The organism is Cupriavidus sp. USMAHM13 (assembly GCF_001854285.1).
GTDB lineage: Bacteria > Pseudomonadota > Gammaproteobacteria > Burkholderiales > Burkholderiaceae > Cupriavidus > Cupriavidus malaysiensis.
The window spans coordinates 193,664-220,170 of sequence record NZ_CP017753.1 but is presented as its reverse complement, the minus strand read 5'-3'; the positions used below and the strand labels follow the sequence as shown (position 1 = coordinate 220,170).

The following is a 26,507-nucleotide window of genomic DNA, read 5'->3' as shown; positions in this document are numbered from 1 at the left end:
GTGCCTTATTGGGCGCCATGGATTCTTGCGCTTGGCGGAGAAGGTGAGAGCGGTGGTCGAAGTGCAGGGCGACATGAAATATGAAAAAGGGAAGAAAAAAGGAAATGAATGTGCATATCAACCCTTGGGAGGTCGACCATCGGGCCGCATGGCTAGCACACTATCCACAAGGCGTGCCTGCAGAAATCGACCTTTCTCTCTTAACTTCGCTGCCAGAGATGCTGTCGCAAAGTTGCCGGCGCTATTCCGCGCAGCCAGCCTTTACTCAACAGCGCGTCTCCCTTACCTACGCAGATTTGCAACGACTGAGCTGCGATCTCGCATCCTTTCTGCAGCAGGAGGGACTGCGGCCTGGTGACCGAGTTGCGATAATGCTCCCGAACCTCTTGCAGTACCCGGTAGCCTTCTTCGGCGTGCTGTGCGCCGGCTTGGTGGTGGTGAATGTCAATCCGTTCTGTCCGGCTTCCGAACTGCAGCAACGGCTGGTCGATTCTGGCGCGCGGGGGATCATCGTGCTTGAAGGCGCGACACACACGTTGCAGGAGATTATTCGCACGACAGACTTGCATCTTGTTGTGACCACCAACGTTGGTGATCTTCTCCCGCCGCTGCGGGGTTGCCTGATGAGCTTGATGGCCAAGTGGATTGGACATGGCGTGCGGAACAGCTCTCTGTCGGGCGAGATTCGGCTGCGAACGGCGCTGCGGCGTGGCCACAATCGTGCATTGGAGAAACCGGAACTCAAGCCTGCAGATATCGCCTTATTGCAGTACACAAGCGGAACTACAGGCACGCCAAAAGGCGTGGTGCTAACGCATGGCAACCTGCTGGCCAATGTTGAGCAGATTTCCGCCTGGCTCGGTAGCGTCTTGGATGCCGGTTCGGAAGTTGTCGTGACGCCGCTGCCGCTTTATCACATATTTGCCTTGACGGCGAACATGCTGACCTTTGTACGGTGGGGTGGAAACAATGTGCTCATTCTTGACCCGAGGGATTCCCACGCTTTGCTGCGTACTTTGCGTACAACCCGCTTTACTGCGATCAGCGGGGTGGATACCTTGTTCCGGCGCTTGCTCGATGCGCCGGGCTTCGAAGCTGCATGTGCGGCAAACCGAGGTGTACTTAAGCTGGCTGTCGCGGGTGGCATGGCGGTCACGCCCGAGGTAGCCCAGCGCTGGCTGCAAGCCACAGGAATCGCTCTGACAGAGGGCTATGGCCTAACCGAGGCTGCGCCGGTGGTCTGTGTTGGCGCAGTCGACGGCCGAATGCGCGAGGGGATGATCGGGATGCCATTGCCCTCTACAAGGGTCGAGATTCGCGACGAGACGGGCCGAGCGCTACCGCCTGGGCAGGCTGGAGAGATCTGCGTGCAGGGGCCGCAGGTCATGCGGGGCTACTGGAACCTTCCAGCGCAGACGGCAAGTGTTCTCGATGCCGCCGGCTGGCTGCGTACTGGCGACCTGGGGAAGATGGATGCGCTCGGCAGCTTTCGCTTCTTGGCGCGCTGTGCGGAAGTGATTGTGGTGTCCGGCTTTAAGGTCTATCCAAAGGAGGTGGAGGAGGTTGCCATGCAGCACCCGGGGGTGCGCGATGCCTGTGCTGTTGCGGTTACCGACGCGCGCTCTGGCGAGGCTGTCAAGCTGCTCGTCGTGCGGCACGATCCCACGCTATCGGCTGGAGCGCTCATCGCTCACTGCAGGGCGCGGCTGATTGCGTACAAGGTGCCTCGCCACATCGAGTTTCGGACCGAACTGGTCCATTCCGAACTGGGTAAGCACCGGATCGGACCCGGGTTAGTCGCACCAAAGAGCCATCGTGGCGACGCGGCAGGGGATCCAGATGAGCGAGACGAATAACTCCATACCGCGCGCGACTGTCGATGCGCAAGAACTGCTTGCCATCGTGCGCCGCCTGGCCGCCGAGTTGCGGCCAGGGGCGGCGGAAGTCGACACGCTGGGGCTCGATGATTCGCTTGAACGCGATTTTGGATTGGATAGCTTGGCGCGCACCGAATTGCTGGCGCGTGTCGAGCGGGTCTGCGACAGTAGGGTCGACGAGAAGGCGCTGATGGCCGCCGAAACTCCCCGTGACCTGCTGCGTCTCGCCGGAAAGGCGGAGGCCCCGGCCCGGCTCGCCCGGGTAGCGGCAGCACCTGTGCCGGGCTCGGCCAGGACTGTGGCCTCCCATCGTCCGCCCGAATGTGCTGCTACGCTGATGGACCTGATCGACTGGCATGTGGCCGCGCATGGCGACGAGCCATACGCCGCTATCGCCGGGGCAGATGAGCTCAGCTACCGGTCGATTCTTATGGGCGCACTCTCGGTCGCCGCCGGCCTCACGCAGCAAGGGCTGGGTGCCGGCGAGCGGGTGGCACTTATGTTGCCGACTGGGCGCGAGTTCTTCGAGGTCTTCTTCGGCGCGCTCTATGCGGGGTGTGTTCCAGTGCCACTCTATCCTCCGGCCCGCCTGTCGCAGATTGAAGATCACATGCGGCGTAGTGCTGGCATCCTAGCCAATGCCGAGGCGACAATCCTGGTCACGCTGCCGCCGGCCAAACCGCTGCTTCGCCTTCTTCATGCGCAGTGTCCGTCCTTGCGCCGAATCCTGGCGGCTACGGACCTCCATGCCGTCGGCAATCTGACCAGCGTCGTGAGGCGGGGGGGGGCCGACGACATCGCCTTTCTACAATACACGTCGGGAAGTACAGGCAACCCCAAAGGGGTAGTCCTGACACACGCGAACCTGCTCGCCAACATGCGGGCGATGGAACGTGCTGCGCGCGTCAGCGCGACAGATGTCTTCGTGTCGTGGTTGCCGCTGTACCATGACATGGGCCTAATCGGTGCTTGTATGGGTAGCCTCCTTGTGGGCTTCCGACTGGTGCTTTTGTCGCCCACTGATTTCTTGGCGCGGCCCGCTTCCTGGCTATGGGCCATCCACCAGAATCACGGCACGCTGTCCGCGGCGCCGAACTTTGCCTATGAACTGTGCGCCAGCAGGATAGACGAAACGGACCTGGTGGGTCTGGACCTGCATACGTGGCGTGTGGCGTATAACGGTGCGGAGCCGGTGAGTCCCGAGACGGTGGAGAAATTCGCCGCGCGTTTCGCCCGATTTGGCTTCAACCGAGGCACCATGGCGCCCGTCTACGGTCTCGCCGAGTGCGCGGTCGGACTGGCTTTCCCCCCCCCAGGGCGCGGCCCGCGCGTCGACGAAGTCGATCGCGACGCCCTGGCACGCCGCGGTATTGCGCGAGCCCCGGAGTCTGACAAACGGTACGCTCTCAGGTTGGTCTCCAGCGGACTGCCGCTGCCCGGCCACCAGATCCGTATTGCCGACGCGGCCGGCCGCGAGTTACCTGAGCGCACGCTTGGACATGTGGAATTCCGCGGCCCATCTGCCACCACAGGCTACTTCCGCAATCCGGCGGCCACTGCCGGCCTGTTCGATGGTCAGTGGTTAAGGACGGGCGACATGGGCTATCTCGCGGGAGGCGAACTCTATCTGACCGGGCGCCTCAAGGACATCATAATTCGCGCGGGACAGCACTGGTTTCCGCAAGAGCTGGAAGAAGCCATCGGACAGTTGGTGGGCGTCCGCAAGGGCAGCGTGGCGGTGTTCCCGGCCACCGATGCGCGCAGCGGCACCGAACGGCTGATCGTGCTGGCCGAGACTCGCACACAGGATGACGCTGAGCACGCGCGCATGCGTGGCGATATCGCGCACTTGGCGGTCGACCTCATGGGTATGCCCGTTGACGAGATCCTGCTTGTGCCACCGCGCACGGTGCTCAAGACGTCGAGCGGAAAGCTGCGCCGCGCCGCTTGTCGTGAACTATACGAGCGCGGAGAACTTGGCGGTGCGCCAAAGGCGCCGTGGCGACAGCTGTTGAACCTTGTTGTGGCTGGCGCGCGCATCCGTGTTTCGCGGTTTCAGCAGAAAGTCGGTGGCTGGATGTGGGGCGCCTGGGCATGGTTGGCTCTTGCCCTGGTGGGAGGGCCAGCATGTCTGCTGATTGCGCTGTTGCCCGGTCGCGCCTCATGTCGCGCCGTCGCACGCCGTGCTGCGCACCTTGGTTTGATGTTGACGGGCCTGATTCCCCGAACTGAAGGGCTGTCTGAGCTCGACCGGAACAGGCCTGTCGTGATCGTGGCCAATCACGCCAGCTATACCGACGTGCTGCTGTTGACGGCAGTGTTGCCCGCCCACTTCACTTTTGTGGCCAAGCAGGAACTGCTGCAGAGTAGCGCTCTGGCCCTCTTGTTGCGTCACTTGGGCTGCGCCTTCGTTGAGCGCTTCGACCCTGAGCGCGGCGTTGAGGACACCGTTGTCCTTGAGCAGCGTGCTCGGGCGGGCGAGTCTCTCGTCTTCTTCCCAGAGGGGACTTTCCGACGCGAGCCGGGTCTGATGCCATTCCGGCTGGGTGCGTTCCTGTGCGCCGCCCGTGCGCAGATGCCAATCGTGCCTATCACGCTGGTCGGGACCCGCTCCTTGCTGCGGGATGGGCGCTGGTGGCCAAGCCGGACGCACCTAGCGGTCTTGGCCGGGCAGGCTGTGCACGCGCCAGGAGACGACTGGCCTTCACTGTTGCAGCTACGTGACTTGGCACGCCAAGCAATCCGCGCCAGGTTGGACGAGCCGGATACTACGGAGGAATGACCCGATCGACCGGATCAGGGCAGGAGGCGGTCCGACGATCCAGTGCGCCGCTCTCGCACGCTTGACTTTTATCAAGCCGGCAGGAATACCGCAAGCCATACTTAACCGCACTGTAGGAGGCGGCTAGCAAGGCGGTTGAACTTTTGAGGGCGCGATGTAACCGCTACGCCGCTCGAGCGCAACGGCGCGGAATACGCTGTATCGGACCTCTGGATGGAAACATGAATCCGTTACCCATTATCCACAAGACGCTAGCGGACACGCTTGTGACGCCGAACCTTGTCGATTATGCGCAGGCGTGCCGGCAGTTTTCGTGGGAGAGCGTTCGCAGCACGCTTGCCGTGCAGCCTGATGGCGGCATGAACATCGCCTGGCAGGCGATCGACCGGCACGCACAAGGCGGCATCGGAAATAAGATTGCTTTTCATCATCTATCTCGTAGCGGATCGAGAGCGCAGTCGATCAGCTATGCGGAGCTTGCTAGCCTCACCAATCGCTTCTGCAATGTGTTGCGTGGACTCGGCGTGACAAAGGGAGACAGGCTTTTTATCCTGTGTGACAGGCTCCCTGAGCTGTATACGACTCTTTTCGGCGCGCTGAAAAACGGCACGGTGGTGTCGCCATTGTTCTCCGCCTTTGGGCCAGAGCCCATCGCCACAAGGCTAAATTTGGGGCAGGGTGCGGTGCTGGTCACTACCGATCGGCTTTTTTTGCAAAAGGTGGAGAAATGGCGAAGCCGCATACCTAGCTTGAAATATGTCCTGCTGGTCGCCGAAGAGGGGGGGGCGACCGCTATTAATGGAACGCTGGACTTCGCTTCGTTAATGCGCTCTGCGTCAGAAACGTGTGTCATGACGCCGACCTCGGGCGAAGATATGGCGCTATTGCATTTCACCAGCGGTACGACAGGAAGACCGAAGGGCGCCATCCATGTGCATGGCGCCGTGGCGACGCACTGGGCCACCGGGAAATACGCGCTCGATCTTCATCCTGAGGACGTTTATTGGTGCACGGCGGATCCGGGTTGGGTGACCGGCACGTCCTATGGCGCCATCGCGCCGCTGTTGCATGGCATCAGTTCAATCGTCGATCCGGGAGATTTCGACGCAGAACGCTGGTATCGGATTCTGGCCGAACAGTCGGTCACGGTTTGGTACACAGCGCCGACTGCTATCCGCATGTTGATGAAGGCCGGCGCCGACTTGGCAAACGCGCTTGCCTTCCCACATCTGCGGTTCGTTGCCAGCGTTGGTGAACCATTGAATCCGGAAGCCGTATGGTGGGGCAGGGATGTCCTGGGCCTGCCGATCCACGACAATTGGTGGCAAACCGAAACCGGCGGCATCATGATCGCGAACACGGCCGCCTTTGACATCAAGCCGGGCTCGATGGGCAGGCCGCTTCCCGGGGTGGAAGCGGCAGTCGTCCGGCGGCTTGCCGATGGCGTTGCGGAAGTGCTCGAGATTCCCGGGACCGAGGGAGAATTGGCGCTCAAGCGTGGCTGGCCATCCATGTTCCGAGGCTATCTGAATGACGATGAGCGCTACCAAAAGAGCTTTTCGGGCGACTGGTACCTGACCGGAGACATGGTGCGGCGCGATGCTGACGGCTACTTTTGGTTCATCGGGCGCACGGATGACGTGATCAAATCGGCAGGACACCTGATTGGCCCGTTTGAGGTCGAAAGTGCGCTGATGGAGCATCCCGCCGTCGCGGAGGCCGGCGTAATCGGAAAGCCTGACCCGGTGGTCGGGGAAGTCGTAAAGGCGTTTGTTTCGCTTAACAGTAGCTTCGAACCGAGCGACGCACTACGCATGGAACTCATCGCCCATGGTCGCAGCCGCCTAGGTGCAGCAGTTGCACCGAAGGAGATTGCGTTCCTTCCGACATTGCCGCGGACGCGCAGCGGCAAGATCATGCGTCGTCTGCTCAAGGCACGCGAGCTTGGTCTTCCCGAGGGCGACACTTCCACACTCGAGGCAGGCTCATGACGCCGATCGACCATCCCGCACCGCCGCCACCGACCGGAACAGTGCCTTATGAAAAGGGCTTTGCGCTGAGTCTACTGCGTGACATGCTACGCATCCGCCGCCTCGAAGAAAGGTGCGCCGAGCTCTATGGCGAAGGCAAGATCCGTGGTTTCCTGCACCTGTATGTCGGCGAGGAAGCGGTTTGTGTGGGGGCACTGCATGCGCTCGCGGTTGAAGACAACGTGGTTGCTACCTATCGCGAGCATGGGCACGCATTGATGCGCGGCATGGGTATGGGACCGCTCGTGGCAGAAATGTACGGCAAGCAAGAAGGTTGCGCCCGGGGCCGAGGCGGCTCCATGCATTTGTTTGATCGCTTCCACAAGCTCTTCGGCGGGAACGCCATCGTTGGCGGTGGCTTGCCGTTGGCGGTGGGATTGGCTCTTGCAGATAGGATGCAGGGCAGCGCCAGCATCACTGCTTGCTTCTTCGGCGATGGAGCTGTGGCCGAGGGTGCATTCCACGAAGCTATGAACCTGGCTGCACTTTGGAGGCTGCCCCTCCTGTTTTGCTGCGAGAACAATCTCTACGCGATGGGCACTGCGCTCGAGCGTCATGAAGCGCAGACGGACCTCTGCGTCAAGGCAGCGTCCTACGGCATGCCTGCGGTCACGGCGGACGGCATGGACGTGGTGGCCGTATACGGTGCGGCAAAAGAAGCCGCCGCCCGCGTCCGACAGGGCGCCGGCCCGGTTTTCATGGAGTGCCGCACGTATCGTTTCCGTGCTCACTCCATGTACGATCCGGACCTTTATCGCGATCCGGTCGAGGTGGAGGCTTGGAAGGCCCGTGGCCCCATTCACACGTTTACGGCCCGTCTGAAGGCGGAAGGTAAACTGACGGAAGACGAATTCCTCTCGCTGGACGCCGCTGCTGGTGCGGAAGTTGCTGAAGCTGTGGCCTTTGCTGAAGCGGGAACCTGGGAGCCGGTCGAAGCGCTGTTGCGCGACGTCTATTTTCCCGAAGGCGGTGCGCCATGAGTGTACATCTCAGTTACCGTGAAGCCGTACGCGAAGCTCTACGCGAAGCGCTTCTCCAGGATCCGCGTGTCTTCCTCATGGGAGAAGATGTGGGTCGCTACGGGGGCAGCTATGCCGTTTCAAAGGGGTTGCTAGCCGAGTTTGGCCCCGAGCGAGTTCGTGACACGCCGCTGTCCGAACTCGGTTTCACGGGCGCTGGAATTGGAGCCGCATTAGGGGGCATGCGGCCCATCGTTGAAATCATGACCGTCAACTTCAGCCTGCTGGCGCTCGATCAGATCATCAATACGGCCGCGCTGTACAGGCATATGTCCGGCGGGCAGTTCTCCGTGCCGCTGGTGATCCGAATGGCCACCGGCGCAGGCCGACAGGTAGCCGCGCAGCATTCGCACAGCTTCGAAGGCTGGTATGCGGGCATTCCAGGCATCAGGGTTTTGGCTCCCGCAACAGTCGAGGACGCGCGCCGCATGCTGGCGCCGGCACTGGCTGACCCGGATCCGGTCTTGATCTTCGAGCATGCGGGGCTATACAACGTGGAGGGTGACATTCCGGAAGCCTCCACAGTGGATATCCGCTCGGCTTGCGTGCGGCGTCCTGGGAAGGATGTGACGCTGATCGCCTACGGCGGATGCCTGCCCAAGACCATGCGGGCCGCTGAACAGCTCTCCGGCGCCGGCATCGACGCCGAAGTAGTTGATTTGCGCGTGCTGCGCCCGCTCGACGACTCGACCATCATGGCATCGGTTGCCAAGTGCCGCCGCGCAGTCATCGTGGACGAAGGCTGGCGCAGTGTCAGCCTCGCCTCCGAGGTCATGGCGCGCATCGTCGAGCAGATTTTCTACGAATTGGACGCGCCGCTTGCAAGGGTCTGTACGATGGAGGTGCCAATCCCATATGCGCGACACATGGAAGACGCCGCACTGCCACAGACCGACAAGATCGTGGCGGCGGCAAGTCAGCTGGTTTCCTGATGGATGCTGCAGCCCCTTCCCTGATGCGCCAGACTTGTGCTCAGCTTTCTGGAGCATTGCGTGATTGAGTTCCGACTTCCCGCACTGGGCGCCGACATGGACGAGGGCACATTGCTCGAGTGGGTCGTTCAACCTGGCGATCGAGTGAAGAAGGGGCAGGTCATTGCCGTCGTCGACACGAGCAAGGCGGCGATCGACGTCGAGACCTGGCACGATGGAACTGTGGGAGAGTTGCTGGTGTCTCCAGGCACCAAGATGCCAGTCGGCACGCTGATGACGACCCTTCTCGAAGAAGGCGAAATGCCGGGAACCGTGCGGATAGCGGCCGTCACGGGGCGTCGTCGTGCGGTAACGCCGGCGGCACGTAGGTTAGCTCGGGAGAAGGGAATAGACGCCGAGGCACTGGCTGGAACCGGGCCGGAGGGCGCGGTTACGCTGGCCGACGTACAACGCGGAGGAAAAAGCTTGGCTACGGCGACGACCGCCCGCTCAGCGGAGATCCGTAAAACCATTGCCTCGGCGATGGCGCGGAGCAAGCGGGAGATCCCGCACTACTATGTGGCCGAGAACATTCCATTGCGGATCGCTTTGGCATGGCTGGATCGTGTGAACGCCAAGCGTAGCGTTGCGGAACGCATACTGCCGGCCGCGCTGCTGATCAAGGCGGTGGCAGTGGCACTAAGAGCCTTCCCGGAACTCAATGGATTCTTCCGCGATGGGAAGTTCGAGTCGGCAGCCAGCGTCCATGTCGGCGTAGCGATATCGCTGCGCCAGGGCGGCCTGGCCGCCCCTGCGCTGATGGATGCCGACCGCAAGCCGGTCGAGCAGTTGATGCGGGAGCTGGCAGACCTCGTGAAGCGTTGCCGGGCCGGCTCGTTGCGGAGTGCTGAGCTGATCGAGCCAACAGTGACAGTCACCAACCTGGGAGACCAGGGGGTGGCCCAGGTCTTCGGTGTCATCTATCCGCCACAGGTAGCGCTGGTGGGATTCGGTCGGATCGTGGATCAGCCATGGGCGGAAGACGGCGCCTTGCGTATCGCACCAGGCGTCACCGCCAGCCTGTCGGCGGATCACCGCGTCTCCGACGGCCACCGCGGTGCCATGTACCTGGCTGGCTTGCGTGATGCGCTGCAACTACCGGAGGAGCTCGACAGATGAAGGGTACTCCCATTCGCGCCGTTGTCCTGGCAACGCTGCAGGGGATAGCGCCGGAGATCGAACCGGCCACGTTGCACCCCGACCGCCCCCTGCGTAGGCAGGTCGATCTCGATTCCATGGACTGGCTGAATTTCTTAATTGGGCTTCACGAGAAGTTGCAAGTCGAGATCCCGGAATCGGACTATGCGCGCCTGGTTACGCTGGATGACATCGTTTCCTACCTGGAGTCGGCGGCCAACTGCTGACATTTCCCTGCGGCTTTCTTGCACGAACGCGTGGTCGTCATCCGGGCCAAACGCCTTCACCTCACGGTTGCAGCACCAGATCCTGGTACCTCTTGATGGTGCCCTGTCGTAAGCAAAGCGCGGTACCGGCGCTCAGCAGCGCCGTCGACGCCACAGTCACGCCGTAGCCGAATGACTCTTCCTCGACGGGAACCCGGGTTAGTGCCGAGACCATGGCGGAGAGGCAACTGTCTCCGGCGCCGATTGCGCATTCCGCCGCTTGCCCAGCAGCTCTTTTTGAAACGACCTCTGAAGTGGGCCAGCAGTGTAGGATGTGCATGTGCCACAGAGAAATTCCATGACCCTCGAAGAAGCATTTGCAGCAATCGAACACCTACCCGCCCATGAGCCGCTTCTGGTCGCTCATATCAAGGGCAGTGAAACCAAGAGGTCGGCTGGACACATTGATCCGCTCGAAATACTGAATAGCCTCGACGGCACAGCCGCAAGAATTATTGACGAGTTCCGATATGGCGACGCCCGAAGCGCCATACTGATGGCCGAGGCCACAACCGATGAGCAGACGGTCATCGCCATGGGGCCGGAATCACCTCAGTCGATTCGGAGGCGATCATTCGCTGCATGAGAGAGTATGCGCAGGAGCACGCTCACTGACGGGCACTGATATGCCACTTTTGGTGGGTGGCCGCTCCCGCTCATCGAGTATACAGTTATTAGGGGGTGTTCGACACGTCCCGTTCCCTTTCAGCCCCCGTTACCTTGCTGGGGCTTTTTCTTTTGTGGATTCCCCCCCATGTCAGGATAGTTGTCGCCCCGTCTAATTCGATGAAAGACAATGGAGGGCGGTGGCGGTTGGAAGGTGAAACGCTATCCAGCGGAGTACCGGGAGTGGGTGGTTGAGCAGATGATGTCGCCCTTGAATCGATCGGTCATCGAGTTGGTCAAGGAAACGGGCGTCACAACGGTGACGCTGCGCACTTGGCGGGCCGAGGCCAGGAAGCAAGGAAGAGTTGTGCCAGGCCGCGCGCGTACGCTTCATTCACAGCATTGGTCGAGAAAAAACCGGGATTGGTGCTGCAGGACGCCGTCTGCCTCAACCCGGAAAGACTCCTCAGACAAGCTGACGCCTACCGAGAGGCAGCATAGCGACGGACGCGACAACTACCTTGACATGTGAAAGACTAGACTTAATCTGACAGTGGTTGGTTTCTCGAGCCGCTGCACGGCGGCGCCGAGGGCGTAGCCCGAAGCGTCGCAGTGCAGCGGGATTCACAAGGAGTCCGCCATGACTCAGGAACAGAAAGTCATCCGCGCCAAGGTCGGCATACTCGAACTGGCTCGGCAATTGGGCAATGTCAGCCAGGCCTGCCGTGTGATGGGCTATTCGCGCGACAGCTTCTACCGCTTCAAGGAGTTGTACGATCGCGGCGGTGAGGCGGCACTGCAGGAGATCTCTCGGCGTCGCCCGTTGCACAAGAACCGCGTCGATCCCGAAGTCGAGAGCGCAGTGGTGAATCTGGCGCTGGAGTTGCCCGCCTACGGTCAGGTCCGGATTGCCAACGAAGTTCTCAAGCGGCATGCCTTGCATGTCTCGCCACAGGGAGTTCGCAGCATCTGGCTGCGCCACGACCTCGAGACCATGAAGAAGCGCCTGAAGGCGCTGGAAGCCAAGTCGGCCCAGGAAGGGCTGGTACTGACCGAAGCGCAGTTGGCCGCGCTCGAGCGCGCCAAGCTGGAGAAGGAAACTCACGGTGAATTCGAGTCCGAGTGCCCCGGTTACTGCGGTGCCCCGGACACACCTTCTACGTGGGCACCCTCAAGGGCGTCGGCCGCGTCTACCAGCGGACCTTCGTCGACACCTATTCGAAGGTGGCCTTCGCCAAGCTCTACGACCGCAAGACACCGCTCGACCTGCTCAACGATCGTGTGCTGCCATTCTTCGACGGTCACGGCATTCCGCTGGCGCGGGTGCTGACCGATCGCGGCACGGAGTATTGCGGCAATCCGGAGCACCACGAGTACGAGCTCTATCTGGCCGTGGAGAACATCGACCATACCCGCACGCGGGCCAGGTCACCACAGACCAACGGCATCGTGGAGCGATTGCACAAGACCATGCTCAACGAGTTCTACCGGGTTGCCTTTCGCAGGAAGGTCTATGAATCGATCCCAGCCTTGCAGGAAGACCTCGACACCTGGCTTGACCAGTACAACAACGAGCGCGAACATCAGGGACGATGGTGCTATGGCAAGACGCCAATGCGCACCTTTCTTGACTCGCTAGAACTCGCCAAGGAAAAGCTCGTTCCTCATTGAATCGGTGGGTGCCGATTCAGCAGTCCAGCCACATGTCAGATCGAGTCATAGCTAATACACATGAGAGAGCACCGCCCGCGGTGTCTGCACCTTCCGCCTCGGCGGGAGAACCTCGACATTGCAATTTACAGGCGTCGGTAATTTGGCGCCGGTCACCCCATTGAAGTGATTTGGGGATGCTTGAGCCGTATGCGGGGAAACTCGCACGTACGGTTCTTCGGGGAGGCTACGGCGGCGACGCCGTGGCCTTACCCGCTCATTAGCCCCGCCGGGGCGGGTTTTGTGTCTACGCCAGACGCTGGAAGCGCAGCAGATCGACAAATTGCTGTCCTGTCTGGTTTTCCCGGTGGCGCAAGATGATTTTGACCTTACCCTGTTGCTCCAGCGCTTCCAGGTCAGCGACGAGTGCGGCGAAACGCTCCAGGTGTGCGTGCGGCGCGGACTCTCCCCCGCCGGCGATCACCTCAGGGGTGGCCGAGATCAGCATGGTGCTGCCCACTGGAGTCTTTTCGTAGATCGGCGTGATTGTGCTCATCGATTCTCCCTCAAGTTCCGTCAGCAGCCCCTGTCGTCCGACTTATGAATTGCCCTGAGTGACGAACTATTGAGCAATAGGCTTGCAAACCTTGGCGCAAGAACGTGGCGTCGAACCACTCGGCTTGGGGCGGAATGCCGCGAAGCTATTAGAATTCGACAGCGGTGAGCCTGAGCGGTTGGGCAGCCAGGGCGCTTATGGTGCTAGTCCCGCTCCATGTTGTGCTCCATAGCGGTGCGCTCATCCGCCGACATCCCGCCAGACGCGTAGACGCACAACCCTGCCCCTTTCCAGTTGCAAAAGCGAGCCAAATGGCACCGAATCGCCCCTCGCGTTGTCAGTCTTATTTACTCAGCCCTTGACAGCTTTGCGTTGTCGCTTGAACGCTTTCAGATCAGCCACGGCAAATAACTGGTTGCGGCCAACTTCGGCATGGGCCGCCAACTTGCCATCGCGCACGAAGCGACGAAAAGTAGCCATTGAGACCTCTAGGTATTCGGCGGCTTCGGCTACCGTGAAGTCGTCGTCTGCCAAATGGCCGAAGACCTCCTCGTGGCTCACGTTCTCGTCGCGGAAGGCCTGTTGACCCACCAGGGCGAAAAACTTCACCCGCTCTTGTGCGGGCATCTTGCCAAGGCTCTGCATCAGCTCTTCTGCGATCATGATGTTCATGCTTTCCTTTCTGCCTTCAGGTACTTCTTGAGCTCGCTATGAAAGTTCTCATGCGAGCCCACCTGGTAAAAATCGATCCACAACAGATCCACCTCGATGCCTTCAGCCCGCTTCTCCGGGGTGAGGGGGGGGCGATAGGCAATCAAGTATCCTGACGGTTGAACTTGTGGACCAAGACCCCCGCGAGATCACCCACCCTCGCTTCCCCGACGTCCTGATTGTCGCAGACCACTTCCACTTCGTCCTCAATAGCCAGTTGAAGTGGCTTATGCGCTTTCTTCAAAAACTGACTGAAGGGCTTCTTATAGCTAGCTTTTGTGAACTATTGTTTGATTAAATCTGATTCTATAAGAATTCAAGGTGTGAGGGTGATCGGCTTCGTAAGCCGATTTTCTAGACGACACTTCGCAGACATAATGGTAATGTATGAAGCACATATCGGGCTGGGGCTATGTGAGCGCGCGTGTGTCGGGAGTAAGCGGAGAGTCGGATCGAGCTTCTTCATAACGTCTTGGTTGCCGGTGGCGCTTTCTTATTGCTGTGGCTATCCGGCAACGCGCTCACGCAGGCGCTGGCGATGGAGTAAGTGGAGCACAATATCCGCGTCATCGCGACCGCGCCGGGCGGCACCCAGGCACCGCCGCGACGGATCCCGCGCAGTGCCGCCGGAGGCAGCGAGCAGGAGAAGGCGCGGATGGACGACGCTGTGCAGCCGGTGACCGGTTCGGCCTTCCTCAAGCGCTATGGCATTCTCGACGAGCAGGTCGCGCCCATCCTGTTCCTTACCTCCGACGAGGCGAGCTACATCACCGACAGCCTGCTGCCGGTCGCGGGCAGCGATACCGGCTGAACGGCGGGCGCGCGGCTGCGGCGGCACGCTTCGCCGCAATGGGGAAATCGCCGCCGCAGTTGCACTGCAGGCGCGCTCGAGCCGCTCCGGCCCGCCCTGCCTACGCTTGCGGCGGCTTGCCGGCACGGTCGCCGGGCGCCTGGTACTCCATCGCCCCTTCGCCGTAGCGATCGTAGATCAGGCGCAGCATGCGTTCGATGTCCTCGGATTCGTCGAGCATGCACATGCTCATGATGATCGGCGACACCAGCTTATCGTCGTCCAGGTCCTTGTCGGCAATGTCGTCGCGTTTCAGGCCGTACGCGCTCTTCGGCACGATCGATACACCTTCGCCGGCGGCGACCAGCCCGAGCGCGATCTGCAGTTCACGGGTCTCCAGCACGCGCGAGGGCTTGAGCGCGCGGTCGTGATAAGGGACTTTCACCCTCAAATGAGTGCACCCTGTCGGGCGCACCAAAAAAAAGCATAGGTGCGGGGAGCCCCTATGCTCTGGAGAGTGCAACAAGCTCATGGTGGAGTTGCCGAGTCGATTACCCCTAAACAAGATAGGGGTTTTTCATCCCCCCTTGCGTATGCCCTCCCAATGAAGAGGGGTAAGCATCATGCGGGCTCTGGAATCGCTGCGTTGATTTTGGGGGCCAGGCAGACGCCGGAAATCGCTACTTCTGGACGGTACTAATTCCGGTGTAGGGTCACCACAACCCTCGTCGCTGGTCACGCAACACGTGAGATTGGTCGCCCATAGGCATCGTCACGCTTAACCCGGAGCGCGAAATTGCCGTGCCTAGCGGCATCAAGCCAAGTGCTGGAGAACAGCGTTTGGCTGCATGAACGAGGCGACAACTGTCTTGACGCGCGCCGGACGGTGCTTGGCACGCACTGAGTCAGTGCGACGATCGTGAGGGGTAATGTCAGGTGCTTTTATGTCCGCATTTGGACGGCTACGGCGTGCGTAGTGGCTGATTTGAGAGTTTGAGGTCAGAAGCACGTACATTTTGCTCGAAGGCGACAATACTTGTAGCATCATCGATGTCCGTCGCAACGCTGCCGCTGGATTATCGCCGTGCTGCCAAGGGTCCTGAACCGGTCTTCCGCCTCCGCGCGCAGCGCGAAGCGCGAGGCCGCTCGCCGCCCGCCACGGCGGGGCTGGCTGCGCCTGGTGGTGCTGGCCACCACCCTGGGTGGCGTCTACGTCATCGGCCACGGCATCGCCGACGAATTGCGCACCTCGCGCCTGCAGGCCCGCTACCTGTCCCGCCTGGGGCGCGACATCCGCTTCGAGGTGCAGCCGGGGGCCAGTGACAGCATCCGCTTTCCCGACCCCTCGCCTTATGACACCCGCCTGGGCTACGCGCTGCTGCCCGGCATCAGCAAGCGCCTGGCGGCCCGTGGCTACGCGCCGGTGGCGCAGGCGCGCATGTCGGACGACATGCTGCGGGCCATCGACTACGGCCTGTTCGCGCCCTACCCCGAGAAGGACCAGGCCGGGCTGTCCCTGCTGGACTGCAATGGCCTGACCTTGGCCGCGCAGCACTATCCGCAACGCCAGTACGCCGGCTTCGCAGCCGTGCCGACGGTGATGGTCAACGCCCTGCTGTTCGTCGAGAACCAGGGCCTGCTCAATCCCGAATTCCCGGAGCGCAATCCGGCGCTGGACTGGGTACGCTTCTCGCATGCGATCGCCGACCAGGGCCTGCGCCTGGCACTGCGCCACCATGACTCGCCCGGCGGCAGCACGCTGGCTACGCAGATCGAGAAATACCGGCACTCGCCAGAGGGCCGCACGGTCTCTGTCAGGGAGAAGTTCCGGCAGATGGCGTCCGCCTCGCTGCGCGCCTACCTGGAAGGCCCCGACACGCAGGCCGCGCGCGAGCGCGTGGTGGTGGACTACCTGAACACGGTGCCGCTGGCGGCGCGGGCCGGCTTCGGCGAGGTCAACGGCATCGGTGACGGCCTGTGGGTCTGGTACGGCGAGGATTTCGCCGAGGCGAACCGCCTGCTGACCGGCATGGACCCGGTCCATCCCACGCCGCGCGAGGCGCAGGTGTTCAAGCGCGCGCTGTCGCTGATCATCGCGCAGCGCCGTCCCACCTTCCATCTGCGCCGCGACGACACCAACCTGGATGCGCTGACCGGCAGCTATCTGCGCCTGCTGGCCGCCAACGGCAGCATCACGCCCGCGCTGCGCGACGCCGCGCTGGCCCAGCCCCTGGACAAGGCGGCACCGCCGCCGCGGCCGCCGCAGCCGCCCTATGTCACACGCAAGGCGGAGAACCAGTTGCGCGCCGACCTCTCGCACCTGACCGGGATACCGAGCCGCTATGAACTCGACCGGCTCGACCTGCGCGCCACCAGCAGCGTCAACCGCGAGGCGCAGCGCGACATCAGCGCGGTGCTGCAGCGCCTGCACGATCCCGCCGGCGCGCGCGAGATGGGGCTGTACGGCTACAACATGCTGCGTCCCGGCGACGATCCGGGCAAGCTGGTGGCGAGCTTCACGCTGTACGAGCGGGTTGGCAACGCCAGCCTGCTGCGCGTGCAGGCCGACAACGTCGACCAGCCGTTCGACCTCAACAGCGGTGCGCGGCTCAACCTCGGCTCCACCGCCAAGCTGCGCACGCTGGTCACCTACCTGGAGATCGTCACCGAACTGCAGGCGCGCTATGCCGACATGAGCCGCGCCGAACTGCAGGCGGCCAGGCTGGCGCGCAACGACGTGCTGAGCCGCTGGGCGGTCGACTACATGCTGAAGACGCGCGAGGTCGATGAGCGCGCGCTCGAACCGATGCTGGAAGCCGCGCTCGAGCGCAAGTATTCGGGCAATCCGGGTGAGGCGTTCTTTACCGGCGGCGGCATGCAGAGCTTCTCCAATTTCGAGCGCTGGGAAGGCGAGCGCATCATGACCGTGCGCCAGGGTTTCCAGCATTCGGTCAACCTCGTCTTCATCCGCTTGATGCGCGATATCGTGCGCTACGAAGTGGCGCAGGCCCATCCCGATGTCGACCGCCTGATGGAAGACCGTGCCGCGCCGGAGCGGCGCGGCTACCTCGAGCGCTTCGCCGATATCGAAGGCAGTGCCTATATGGCGGGCTTCTACCGGCGCTACCGTCACCTGGACCAGCCGCACCGCATCAGCGCGCTGCTGGATCGCGTGCGCACGCCGCCATCGCATCTCGGTGCGGTGCACCTGGCCGTAGCCCTGCTCAGCGTCGAGCCGTCGCTCGACGAGGCCGGTTTTGCCCGCGTCCTGCGCGCGCGCCTGCCGGCGCTGAAGCTTTCCGACGAAGACATCGACAAGCTGTACCAGAAATACGGCCACGACAAGTTCAACCTCAATGACCGCGGCTACCTGTCGCGCATCCATCCTCTGGAACTGTGGCTGGTCGAGTACCTGGCCGGGCATCCGGACGCCACGCTGGAACAGGTATTACGCGACAGCCGCGCGCAGCGCCAGGAGGTCTACCGCTGGCTGTTCCGCACGCACAGCAAGTTCGGCCAGGACAATCGCATCCGCACGCTGCTGGAACAGGATGCCTTCGCGCGCATCGCGCAGCGCTGGCACCGCCTGGGCTATCCCTTCGATGCGCTGACGCCGTCCTATGCCACCGCCATCGGCGCCTCGGGCGACCGCCCGGCCGCGCTGGCGGAACTGGCCGGCATCCTGCTCGGCGGCGGGCTGGCGGTGCGCACCGCGGCGCTGACTCGGCTGGATTTTGCCGAGGGGACCCCCTACGCCACGCAGTTCGCGCTGCAGGCGCCCACACCTCAACGCCTGCTGCCGCCCGAGGTGGCAGCGCTGGTGCGCCGCTCGATGACCGAGGTGGTGCAGGGCGGCACCGCCAGCTCCATCCGGGATGCCTTCACCGTGGCCGGCCAGCCGCCGTCCGCGCAGCTGGCGGTGGGCGGCAAGACCGGCACCGGCGACCAGCGCTACCAGGTCGGCGGCCCTGGCGGGCGGGTGGTGGCCTCGTATGCGGTGAGCCGGTCGGCGACCTTCGTCTTCGTGCTCGGCGAGCGCTACTTCGGCACCGTCACGCTGTTCGTCAAGGGACAGGACGCATCGCACTACAACTTCACCAGCGCCCTCGCCGTGCACCTGCTGCGCTCGCTTGCGCCGCAGCTCACGGCAATGGCGGGCAGCACGGGCACGGAGCGCGCATTGCTGCGGTGTCCGCGCGAGTGAGGAGGGCCTTCGAAGCTTGATCAAAGGTGTTGCGACGGCAGGTTGAATCCGCCGATTCATAAATGTGTCGGACTTCGCTTCCGAAGCCGCCCCTCATCGGAGATCGGATGCGCCAAAGCGACCACCTTATTCGCGAGGCACTTCGAGAGCTTCCAGCAAGGCGTCATCGACTGTCTCTAGCAACGCAAAACGCAGGCAACCTCGGGCGTCCAAAGGAATCTCTTCGATGTCCGGGGCGTTGCGTGCAGGCAGAAGAATTGTCTTAATGCCACCGCGCAGCGCCGCAAGCACCTTCTCCTTGATGCCTCCCACCGGTAACACCACGCCACGCAGGCTGATTTCGCCTGTCATTGCCACATCGTGGCGTATCGGTCGGGCTAGCAGCAGGGAGGCGATTGCAATAAACATAGCCACACCTGCGCTCGGGCCATCCTTAGGCACTGCACCGGCCGGTACGTGGACGTGAATATCGTTCTGGTCGAACACCGTGTTGTCGATATGCAAGCTCGCGCTGCGAGATTTGACCAATGTCAGTGCCGCCTGGGCACTTTCCTTCATGACCTCGCCAAGTTGACCGGTCAGCATCAGCCTGCCTGATCCTGGCGTAAGACTAGTCTCGATAAACAGGAGATCGCCTCCGGCGGCCGTCCATGCCATCCCGGTGGCGACGCCAGGCAGACTGGCGCGCATTGCCACTTCACTCTCGAAGCGGCGGTGTCCCAGGATGCCTGGCAGTGCCGCGGCGTCGATCGACACTCGGAGCGCTGCACCTTCCGCAATACGGGCGGCTACGTGCCGCATCACCGCGCCGATCTGCCGCTCAAGGCCGCGTACGCCGGCCTCGCGAGTGTAGTGGCGGATGATGTCCCGCAGCGCTGCGTCGTCCAACTCACATTGGGTGGCCATCAGGCCGCACGCGGAAAGCTGCCGCGGTATAAGGTAGCGTTCGGCGATCTGCTGCTTCTCGACATCGGTGTATCCGGGTAGCTCCAGTACCTCCATGCGGTCGCGCAGTGGGGCTGGCACGCCTTCGATCTGATTGGCGGTACCGATGAAGACCACCGCAGATAGGTCGAACGGCACGCCAAGAAAGTTGTCGCGAAAGCCTGAGTTCTGTTCGGGATCCAACACCTCCAGCATAGCGGCGGCGGGATCGCCGTGCATCCCGTGCCCGAGCTTGTCGAGCTCGTCAAGCAGCATCACGCAATCGCGTCTGCCGGCTCGGCGAATGGCCTGGATGATATTTCCCGGCATTGAACCGACATAGGTACGCCTATGGCCGCGGATCTCGGACTCGTCATGCAGACCGCCCAGGCTCACCCGCACAAAGGGGCGCCCCATCGCACGCGCGATACTCAGGCCAAGGGACGTCTTGCCGACTCCAGGAGGACCGAGGAAGCAAAGGATCGGCCCTTTCCCTAGTGGATTGAGCTTGCGTACTGCGAGGTATTCGAGGATGCGCCGCTTGACTTTCTCAAGTCCGAAATGCTCATCGTCGAGAATCTGGCGCGCCACCGCGATGTCGATGGGCTGCACTGGCGGCAAGCCCCAAGGCAACTCTGCGAGCCATTCCAGGTGGCTCATGGTCATCGAGTACTCAGTGGATGCTTCGGGCATCCGCGCGAGGCGGGCGAGTTCCTTGCGCGCGTGAGTCGCTATGTCGGGTGGCATCTCGCTGCGATCGATGGTTTCGCCCAGTCTGCGCACTTCCTCCTGGCTTTCGTCGCCTTCGCCGAGTTCATGCTGGATGGTTCGAAGTTGCTCCCTGAGGAGCATTTCGCGCTGGCGCTGGTCGATGCGGTGGCGGGTCTGTTCGCCGATCTCGCGCGACAAGCGCAGGACTTCGATGCGGCCAACCACGGCGTCCAGCACTTTGTCGAGGCGCTTTCCGACATCGAGTGTCTCAAGAATCTCCTGCTTACGTTCCAGCGGGATGTCGACCAGGCCAGCCACCGTATCGGCCAGCAGGCTTGGCGATTCGATGGCCTGCAGGGCATTTGCCAGTTCGGCAGGGGCATTAGCGAGCAAGCCGATCATCTCCATCGCCCGCTCCAACAAAACGAGCGCGCGCGCGTCTGTGCCCGCATCAGATCGATTTCGGTCCGAAAGGAACTCGACTTTGAATACGCGCAACGGATGTCCGGCCAGTGGCTCTAGCAGCCGGAAGCGCTGGCCGCCTTGGCAAACCAGGTGATGCGAACCGTCCTCGGGATTGGTTACGTAGCGCAGCACGTTGGCCAGCGTTCCGACAGGGTAGAGCCCCTCGACGGAAGGATCCGCAACCTGAGAATCACGCTGCAGCACGATTCCGAGTGGCAGCCGTTCCAGGACAGCCGCCTGCACATCGGCCTTGCTGCGCTCGCGTCCGACTGCGAGTGGGACGACCGTGCCCGGAAAGAGGATGGTATTGCGAACGGGCAGTACGATGATGCAATCGGGCGGCAGCCCAGGCCCAACCTGGGACGGTTGATTCACTTGGGAAGCGGCCGGGGCAGCGCTGTTGATGTCATTGTCCATGGTTTTCCTCACTGCGCTTTGCATCCGACCTCATGATCCAGGCGCTGGAGCACCAACAGCAGACAGCCGTCCTCGGCATGGCGCTGGACGAGTTGGTACGGCCCTGGCGGAAGCTGGAGGCGCCGCTCGAATCTGCCATAGGGGATCTCCAGGCGGTGGACCTTGCCTCCGCTGAAAGCATGGGGCAGCGGGCGCTCGGCCAGGATGGCAAGGATATTCCCCTCGAGTCTCAAGTCGATCGCGGCAGGACGGACTCCGGGCAAAGCCACCAGGAGCAGGAGCCGTCCGTCGTGCTCGACGAGTTCCACGGGCGGCTCCCAGATAGGGTCGCCGGCCGGCTGGCCGGCAAACCGGAAGAACTGGCTCTGGAGCTTGCCGGCACGTTCCATTGCCGTGAGCGCTAGTTCCCATAGGATGGCGGGCCTATTGACTGGCATGACTTAGCCTCCCGTCTGTTGATGGTTCTCTGCGTGGCACGGCCGAAGTCAGCCCCATCCGCTCTCGCCGGCCGTCTCCCGTTCGTCCCAAAAGCAGGGCGGTACATCGATGAGCGAGTAGATCCCAGACTTCACGAAAGTCAAGGCGCGCACGGTGGCTAGCATGACGCGCGCCGCCGGCACGGCTCCGTTACTGCGCGCGCCAAGTAGTTGTGAAGCATGACTGCGATCGCTCGCTACCGCGTGCCCCTCTAGCAGATTGCCTCGATTCGTTTCCTCTAGCAGCAATACACTGTCCACCGGAAACACGAATGCCTCGGCGTCCAGATAGCAGTGATCCTGGTAATCGCGTTCTCGACCTCGGAGTGGTCGGCCTGAGGATCGAGTTCGGCGCACACAAAGCGCTGGCTGGTCCCGTCCTGCACTCCTTGCTCCATGGCGGGGACCTTCCATATGACCTTCACTGCCTCGGCGACAAGCATATGGTCGAGGCCTGCTGCGGCATGCAGATTTCTCTTCATTTAGCCATGAGGAATCGCCAGGGCAAACTCGCTGCAAAATAGGGACAAAATGCCTTGATCGCAACCCGCCCCCGACGATGGCTACCGACGCGTGATGAAGTGTGGCCTTGTGCAGGGCTGCATCGTGACGGAGGAACACCTCGCCATGCAAGCGGGCGCATTCCACCAGCCGGAGCCGTCGCTGCGGGAGATCCTGTGCGATCCTGTTCACGACGTCAGGCGGAACGCAAGGCAGTACCGCATCGACGCCAGCGAGTTTGCTGATATGCCCCACGACCGTGGCGTCGAGCCAGACCCGAGGCTCAGTGCGGCGGCTGACCGCCTCGGTCATGGTCAGACCGTCCTCGCAGTTGGCATGGGCACAACTGCCCCTCCGATGCCCGAGGCCAATGATCGCCGGCGATGATTTCTTCATGGCTATGCAGGTCCTCAAGTGCCCTTGCTCGAACAGCCTCTGGCTGCTTGCGCCTTTTGCGCGGGCAAAGCCGACCGCGCCATAGATGGCAACTTAGGAGACGTGCGCCCCACCCGGCTTGATCAGGAACAAGGAATGCGTTGCTCTCGATGTCGAGACGTACGGTGCGCAGCACGATGCGGCAAGAGGCGCACCACATGAGGACGGGCACAGGCTGCCACTGCGGCAGGTGACATGCCTAACTGAGTAGGCCCGCATGTTGCGCTGCAACAAGGGAAGCTTGGTGGCTGTCGCTTGACTGAACGGAGGCGGTGGGTCACCCGCTCAAGGAGCACAGGATGCCGATCTTCATCATGGAGCCTCGAGTGGGTATCCTACGCTGCCTGGGTCGCAGCGGGTGCGGACAATCGTCCGAGTCTCCTGGCAAGCCTTATGGCACAAGGGCTCGCAGGGAAACCCCTGACCCACGAAAAGTTCGACTCCCCCAGCTACCGCTTGTAGTAGTCGCCGACGTCCGCAGATTGCCGTTGAGGGCGCCAGTCGCAAGGATCGCGTCGATCTGCTGTCGGCCAAGTACTCGACTACGAGGACTTCAGCTTATCCCCGCTACAGATTGGGAACTGAGGGTCCACCAATTGAGGCGCAGACCCGATCACGGCATGGCGACGAGCGTTAGCGTGGATGGAACATGGGTGCAGATCTTCTGCGGCCGCAACCCCTTTGAACACCGTGGGTTGCAAACGACTAGCCTGACTAAACGTGATCATTTCCTGACTCGAGCGGGCGTGGAGGTCGCGAGCGTGTCTAAGGACAGTGAGGGACCGGAGATACAGTCTGAGGAGACGCTCGGCGCTAGCTGTGTTAGCTCCACGATATCGATCTATGCGGATCGCTCGAATCAATGCCCGGATCTGGTTCTTGCATTGAATACAGTGTGCCCTCGATTTAGTAACCGCAGCTACAGTTAGAGGTTCGTTCACGCCCGGCTCCAATTTACCAAACTCCCGACTACCAGCAGCCTACCGAAATTGAATGCGGCCAGCAATCCGCCCATCCTGTCCGAAATATGGTCTCTTCGGACACACTTGGCCACTGGCGTGCCTCCCTTGTATGGACATGAATTGAAACCCCCGGAGCGTTGCCTTGAGCGGTTTTCATTTCATGCCCTTGCCCCGCAACTAGCCACTGCTCACGGACTGTGGCGTGGTCCGTCTCGCTCGCTAGCAGGGCATCCTTTGACATGGGCCGGGCTCCGCCGCAAACTCGGTGGTCTGCTACTGCGTCGGCGTCACCGAAGTCGATAGTTGAAGCTCAGGATCGCGTCGAACGGCCCTACTTCAGGGGCGAGTGCCTCCGCGGTTGCGGTCTGGAAGGAGAGCCCTGGGATAGAGGAAGCGCAGCACTTCTTCTTGGCAGTGTCGATCGGCGTTGTTGCATAAGTCAAATTTGAAGGCGGAGCTACCCCCTTGGGTTGGAGTTCAGGCCACGCGGACGGACTGCGGGCGAGCGAGCTCAGACATGCGGTTGAGCACGCCCACACGGATTGCTACCTCGGTCGCCTGGGAACTGACCTCGCGCGCCCACAGCGAATGGCCAGTGAGCGTCTTGAGCCGATACATCAGGTTCTCGACCAGCGAGCGGCGGTGATAACCGCTGGCCTTCTTCCATTCACGCCTGCTGCTCTTTGCGATGACGTCGATGGCTACATTGCGCCACGCCGCGCCGGGCGTGGCATCCGGCCAGGGCATCGCACCCTCGCGCGGAGGAATCGACGGCTGCGCACCTCTGGCAGCAATCGCCGCGTGGCACGATTTGCTGTCGTACGCGCCATCACCGCCGACAATGTCCACAGGCGTCTCAGGCGGCAACTGATCGAGCAAGTCAGGCAGGACATCGGCATCCCCGACATCCTGATGGGTCATCAGGGCGGCACATATCTGGCCGGTCTTGGCGTCCATCGCCAGATGGACCTTGCGCCAAGTGCGACGCTTGGAATAACCGTGCTTGCGCACCTTCCACTCGCCTTCACCGAACACCTTCAGACCGGTGTCCCTGGAGCTTCAGACCCGACGGTTACCCATCGCGCCTGCCCAGGTAGACAATTGCTGGTCGCACAGCAAGTCACGGCGCGGCATGCCGCGCGTGACAAGACAGAAATGAGCCGCACCGCCTACAGCATGCGCGCCCCGTGCGGCCGGCAGGTGATGCGACAACGCCACTCGTTTGCTGCCGCAACGGTGACAGATTTAATGCGCTCTACAACCGCCGGATGTGGGCGCCGTCATGGCTTGACCACCACCTTGCCGAAGGTCTTGCGCCCTCCGAGGTGCGCCATCGCCTGGCCGGCCTCGCTAAGCGGGAGGACGCGGCCGACCACCGGGCGGAACGCGCCGCGCGCCACCATATCGAGCAAGCTTTCGATGTCGGCGCGAGCACAGCCGTCACTGAACGGTCCCCGGGCGGGGACGTGTAAGCTTGGCTTGCATCATAGTGCCGCCCCAGCGTCGAGCGCGCACCGACGCGTTACCCACCTGACGAAAGCGACAAACGGCCGCAATGGCGGGCCGGACCTCCAACCATGAACAACAGACAACGCCGCGCGGCATGCTGGGCGAGCCTGTACAAGCCCGGCACCAGTTGGGTATTTCGCGGCAAGCGCCTGACCGTTACCCGTCTTGTGAGCCCAACCGAGGTGCGCGTGGAATGGCCAGACGGGGCCCGTACCTACGTCTCCACCCGAGTGCTTGACGTAAGCTGCCAGCCCGCGTGACGGATTCAGGCAACGACATTAAGGGCCGCTTCTGGCCGATCGCCACCTTCCGTCGTGGGCCGGCAAGAACCTTGTCCACCTGCAGCACTTGCTGGTGACAAATTTACTACGCAGCTCGCGAACGCTTGTCTGGCAAGGGCTGGCGGGAACTGGACCCGTCTCGCCCGGGGTGTTGACACATTTACCGTAGCAACGGTGACAGATTTAATACGGTCTACGCCCGGCGTGGCCAGCCCCACGGCAGTGGACTTGGCAAGGCCCGCTGGGTTGTCGAACGCACTCATTGGCGTTGCCCCTGTAACTCAGTACACGCGTTCTCCGCCAAGCTCGATCACATCTCTGCGCCGTTACGCGAGGCCACAGCAACTGTGCTCGGAGACTCCGCAAGCGGCGTAAATTGTCGCGTCGCGCCATCGAGGGCGGCGATGCTACCCGTCTCGATGTCGTAGACCCAACCATGCAAATTCATGCGCCCTTGTTCGAGCGCGAGTGCCACAGACGGGTGAGTGCGCAGATTGGCTAGTTGCGCTATCACGTTTTCTTTCACGAGACCGTCGAGCTTTGCGCGAGGGCTATCAAATTGATGGGCTGCATTAATCGCTTTCGCGGCGTCAGCATGACGCAACCAACTTGCCACCGCTGGCAGGTGATCAAGGCAAGTGCAGCGCGAAATCGCTCCCATCGCGCCACAGTCGGAGTGCCCACAAATCACAATGTCCTGTACTCCTAGGACAGCGACGGCATACTCAACCGTCGCCGAAACGCCGCCAGGTTCAGGGCCGTAGGACGGTACGATGTTGCCAGCATTGCGTATGACGAACAGTTCTCCTGGCTCACGCTGCGTGAGTAGTTCGGGCACGACGCGGCTGTCCGAGCAAGTAACGAATAGTGCCTTCGGACTTTGTGCGGTCGCAAGCTGTTTGAAAAGTTCTACTCGCTTGGGATAGACGTCGCGCTGAAAGCGCAGGAAGCCGTCGATGATGTCGCGCATGGCGCCCTCCAAATGCAGATACACAGTAGAGACATAACGTTCGAGTCGGCGTCATACCCCTAGATTTGCAATTATCGCTGATGTGAACAGCGCTGTCCGCTAGCGCTGCGATCCTCTGTCTGGCGACCGTTCGAGATACCGCAAATCTTGCGCTTAATCCTCGCATGCTGACCGACATTCCAGCCTGCTAAGAAACAGCTGGTCATTGTTCTGCTCGAATGAGATGTCGAGGTAGGGCAAGGCGAAAGGGGGTGTCT

Annotated in this window: 19 protein-coding genes and 3 pseudogenes; 12 read left to right on the top strand and 10 right to left on the bottom strand. The window is 62.0% G+C overall.

Annotated features, from left to right (window positions below; translation table 11 throughout):
- The first annotated feature begins 80 nt into the window (after positions 1–80).
- The 10 genes and pseudogenes from BKK81_RS33775 to BKK81_RS33740 all read left to right on the top strand — a co-directional run bounded on the left by BKK81_RS33775 (position 81) and on the right by BKK81_RS33740 (position 12,359).
- Positions 81–1,856, top strand: a complete 1,776-nt coding sequence (locus BKK81_RS33775; RefSeq protein ID WP_231908271.1) for an AMP-binding protein — start codon at positions 81–83, stop codon at positions 1,854–1,856.
- On the top strand, positions 1,840–4,659 hold the full coding sequence (locus BKK81_RS33770; RefSeq protein WP_071023460.1) for an AMP-binding protein: 2,820 nt from the start codon (positions 1,840–1,842) through the stop codon (positions 4,657–4,659). The genes BKK81_RS33775 and BKK81_RS33770 overlap by 17 nt, the downstream gene beginning before the upstream one ends.
- 221 nt (positions 4,660–4,880) lie before the next feature.
- Positions 4,881–6,650 (top strand): acetate--CoA ligase, encoded by a 1,770-nt coding sequence (gene acsA / locus BKK81_RS33765; RefSeq protein ID WP_071023297.1) that lies wholly within the window; start codon positions 4,881–4,883, stop codon positions 6,648–6,650.
- Entirely contained in the window at positions 6,647–7,669 is a 1,023-nt protein-coding gene (gene pdhA / locus BKK81_RS33760) for a pyruvate dehydrogenase (acetyl-transferring) E1 component subunit alpha (RefSeq protein ID WP_071023294.1), read from the top strand. Before acsA ends, pdhA begins: the two co-directional genes overlap by 4 nt.
- Positions 7,666–8,640 (top strand): alpha-ketoacid dehydrogenase subunit beta, encoded by a 975-nt coding sequence (locus tag BKK81_RS33755; protein WP_071023291.1) that lies wholly within the window; start codon positions 7,666–7,668, stop codon positions 8,638–8,640. The genes pdhA and BKK81_RS33755 overlap by 4 nt, the downstream gene beginning before the upstream one ends.
- Before the next feature lie 60 nt (positions 8,641–8,700).
- Entirely contained in the window at positions 8,701–9,798 is a 1,098-nt protein-coding gene (locus BKK81_RS33750; RefSeq protein WP_071023457.1) for a dihydrolipoamide acetyltransferase family protein, read from the top strand.
- Positions 9,795–10,043 (top strand): acyl carrier protein, encoded by a 249-nt coding sequence (locus BKK81_RS33745; protein ID WP_071023289.1) that lies wholly within the window; start codon positions 9,795–9,797, stop codon positions 10,041–10,043. The genes BKK81_RS33750 and BKK81_RS33745 overlap by 4 nt, the downstream gene beginning before the upstream one ends.
- A gap of 337 nt (positions 10,044–10,380) precedes the next feature.
- Complete coding sequence (locus BKK81_RS35890) at positions 10,381–10,668, top strand: hypothetical protein (protein ID WP_156811594.1); 288 nt, start codon at positions 10,381–10,383, stop codon at positions 10,666–10,668.
- Positions 10,669–10,878: 210 nt separating this feature from the next.
- On the top strand, positions 10,879–11,220 hold the full coding sequence (locus BKK81_RS37185; RefSeq protein ID WP_083384905.1) for a transposase: 342 nt from the start codon (positions 10,879–10,881) through the stop codon (positions 11,218–11,220).
- 108 nt (positions 11,221–11,328) lie between these two features.
- Positions 11,329–12,359, top strand: a pseudogene (locus BKK81_RS33740) (IS481 family transposase).
- Between the two features lie 286 nt (positions 12,360–12,645).
- Here BKK81_RS33740 and BKK81_RS33735 read toward each other — a convergent pair.
- The 4 genes from BKK81_RS33735 to BKK81_RS36670 all read right to left on the bottom strand — a co-directional run bounded on the left by BKK81_RS33735 (position 12,646) and on the right by BKK81_RS36670 (position 13,849).
- Complete coding sequence (locus BKK81_RS33735) at positions 12,646–12,894, bottom strand: hypothetical protein (protein WP_071023286.1); 249 nt, start codon at positions 12,892–12,894, stop codon at positions 12,646–12,648.
- 351 nt (positions 12,895–13,245) lie between these two features.
- Positions 13,246–13,566: a helix-turn-helix domain-containing protein gene (locus BKK81_RS33730; RefSeq protein WP_071023283.1), complete on the bottom strand. Its 321-nt coding sequence runs from the start codon at positions 13,564–13,566 to the stop codon at positions 13,246–13,248.
- On the bottom strand, positions 13,563–13,712 hold the full coding sequence (locus tag BKK81_RS36675) for a hypothetical protein (RefSeq protein ID WP_231908270.1): 150 nt from the start codon (positions 13,710–13,712) through the stop codon (positions 13,563–13,565). Before BKK81_RS36675 ends, BKK81_RS33730 begins: the two co-directional genes overlap by 4 nt.
- On the bottom strand, positions 13,709–13,849 hold the full coding sequence (locus BKK81_RS36670; RefSeq protein ID WP_231908269.1) for a type II toxin-antitoxin system RelE/ParE family toxin: 141 nt from the start codon (positions 13,847–13,849) through the stop codon (positions 13,709–13,711). The genes BKK81_RS36675 and BKK81_RS36670 overlap by 4 nt, the downstream gene beginning before the upstream one ends.
- Positions 13,850–14,119: 270 nt before the next feature.
- Here BKK81_RS36670 and BKK81_RS33720 point away from each other — a divergent pair.
- Positions 14,120–14,416, top strand: a pseudogene (locus BKK81_RS33720) (SDR family oxidoreductase); the annotation flags it as partial.
- Positions 14,417–14,516: 100 nt separating this feature from the next.
- Here the strand turns inward: BKK81_RS33720 and BKK81_RS33715 are convergent.
- Positions 14,517–14,927: a hypothetical protein gene (locus BKK81_RS33715; RefSeq protein ID WP_156811593.1), complete on the bottom strand. Its 411-nt coding sequence runs from the start codon at positions 14,925–14,927 to the stop codon at positions 14,517–14,519.
- A gap of 651 nt (positions 14,928–15,578) precedes the next feature.
- On the opposite strand from BKK81_RS33715, the gene BKK81_RS33710 reads away from it, so the two are divergent.
- Positions 15,579–18,599: a transglycosylase domain-containing protein gene (locus BKK81_RS33710; RefSeq protein ID WP_071023454.1), complete on the top strand. Its 3,021-nt coding sequence runs from the start codon at positions 15,579–15,581 to the stop codon at positions 18,597–18,599.
- A 126-nt stretch (positions 18,600–18,725) separates the two neighbouring features.
- On the opposite strand, the gene lon is transcribed toward BKK81_RS33710, so the two are convergent.
- From lon to BKK81_RS34985, 5 genes and pseudogenes are all read right to left on the bottom strand, one after another.
- The gene (gene lon / locus BKK81_RS33705; protein ID WP_156811592.1) at positions 18,726–21,116 is read right to left on the bottom strand and encodes an endopeptidase La; all 2,391 of its coding nucleotides are present in this window, start codon (positions 21,114–21,116) and stop codon (positions 18,726–18,728) included.
- An 8-nt stretch (positions 21,117–21,124) separates the two neighbouring features.
- Positions 21,125–21,505 carry an Hsp20/alpha crystallin family protein gene (locus BKK81_RS35000; protein ID WP_231908291.1) on the bottom strand — a complete coding sequence of 127 codons (381 nt, stop codon included), beginning with the start codon at positions 21,503–21,505 and terminating at the stop codon, positions 21,125–21,127.
- Positions 21,506–23,967: 2,462 nt separating this feature from the next.
- Positions 23,968–24,537: pseudogene (locus tag BKK81_RS33685) on the bottom strand (IS5 family transposase); the annotation flags it as partial.
- A gap of 233 nt (positions 24,538–24,770) precedes the next feature.
- Entirely contained in the window at positions 24,771–24,893 is a 123-nt protein-coding gene (locus tag BKK81_RS34995) for a zinc-binding dehydrogenase (RefSeq protein ID WP_083384899.1), read from the bottom strand.
- Between the two features lie 697 nt (positions 24,894–25,590).
- Positions 25,591–26,250 (bottom strand): carbonic anhydrase, encoded by a 660-nt coding sequence (locus tag BKK81_RS34985; RefSeq protein WP_083384894.1) that lies wholly within the window; start codon positions 26,248–26,250, stop codon positions 25,591–25,593.
- Positions 26,251–26,507: the final 257 nt, after the last annotated feature.

Excerpts from the sequence above, each read along its gene's own strand:
- BKK81_RS33770 (WP_071023460.1), top strand. The coding sequence starts at position 1,840 with ATGAGCGAGACGAATAACTCCATACCGCGCGCGACTGTCGATGCGCAA.
- BKK81_RS33735 (WP_071023286.1), bottom strand. The coding sequence starts at position 12,894 with ATGAGCACAATCACGCCGATCTACGAAAAGACTCCAGTGGGCAGCACC.
- BKK81_RS34985 (WP_083384894.1), bottom strand. The coding sequence starts at position 26,250 with ATGCGCGACATCATCGACGGCTTCCTGCGCTTTCAGCGCGACGTCTAT.
- BKK81_RS34995 (WP_083384899.1), bottom strand. The coding sequence starts at position 24,893 with ATGGTGGCGCGCGGCGCGTTCCGCCCGGTGGTCGGCCGCGTCCTCCCG.
- lon (WP_156811592.1), bottom strand. The coding sequence starts at position 21,116 with ATGGACAATGACATCAACAGCGCTGCCCCGGCCGCTTCCCAAGTGAAT.
- BKK81_RS33755 (WP_071023291.1), top strand. The coding sequence starts at position 7,666 with ATGAGTGTACATCTCAGTTACCGTGAAGCCGTACGCGAAGCTCTACGC.
- BKK81_RS33775 (WP_231908271.1), top strand. The coding sequence starts at position 81 with ATGAAAAAGGGAAGAAAAAAGGAAATGAATGTGCATATCAACCCTTGG.
- BKK81_RS33730 (WP_071023283.1), bottom strand. The coding sequence starts at position 13,566 with ATGAACATCATGATCGCAGAAGAGCTGATGCAGAGCCTTGGCAAGATG.
- BKK81_RS37185 (WP_083384905.1), top strand. The coding sequence starts at position 10,879 with ATGGAGGGCGGTGGCGGTTGGAAGGTGAAACGCTATCCAGCGGAGTAC.
- acsA (WP_071023297.1), top strand. The coding sequence starts at position 4,881 with ATGAATCCGTTACCCATTATCCACAAGACGCTAGCGGACACGCTTGTG.
- BKK81_RS33745 (WP_071023289.1), top strand. The coding sequence starts at position 9,795 with ATGAAGGGTACTCCCATTCGCGCCGTTGTCCTGGCAACGCTGCAGGGG.
- BKK81_RS35000 (WP_231908291.1), bottom strand. The coding sequence starts at position 21,505 with ATGGAACGTGCCGGCAAGCTCCAGAGCCAGTTCTTCCGGTTTGCCGGC.
- pdhA (WP_071023294.1), top strand. The coding sequence starts at position 6,647 with ATGACGCCGATCGACCATCCCGCACCGCCGCCACCGACCGGAACAGTG.
- BKK81_RS35890 (WP_156811594.1), top strand. The coding sequence starts at position 10,381 with ATGACCCTCGAAGAAGCATTTGCAGCAATCGAACACCTACCCGCCCAT.
- BKK81_RS33715 (WP_156811593.1), bottom strand. The coding sequence starts at position 14,927 with ATGAGCTTGTTGCACTCTCCAGAGCATAGGGGCTCCCCGCACCTATGC.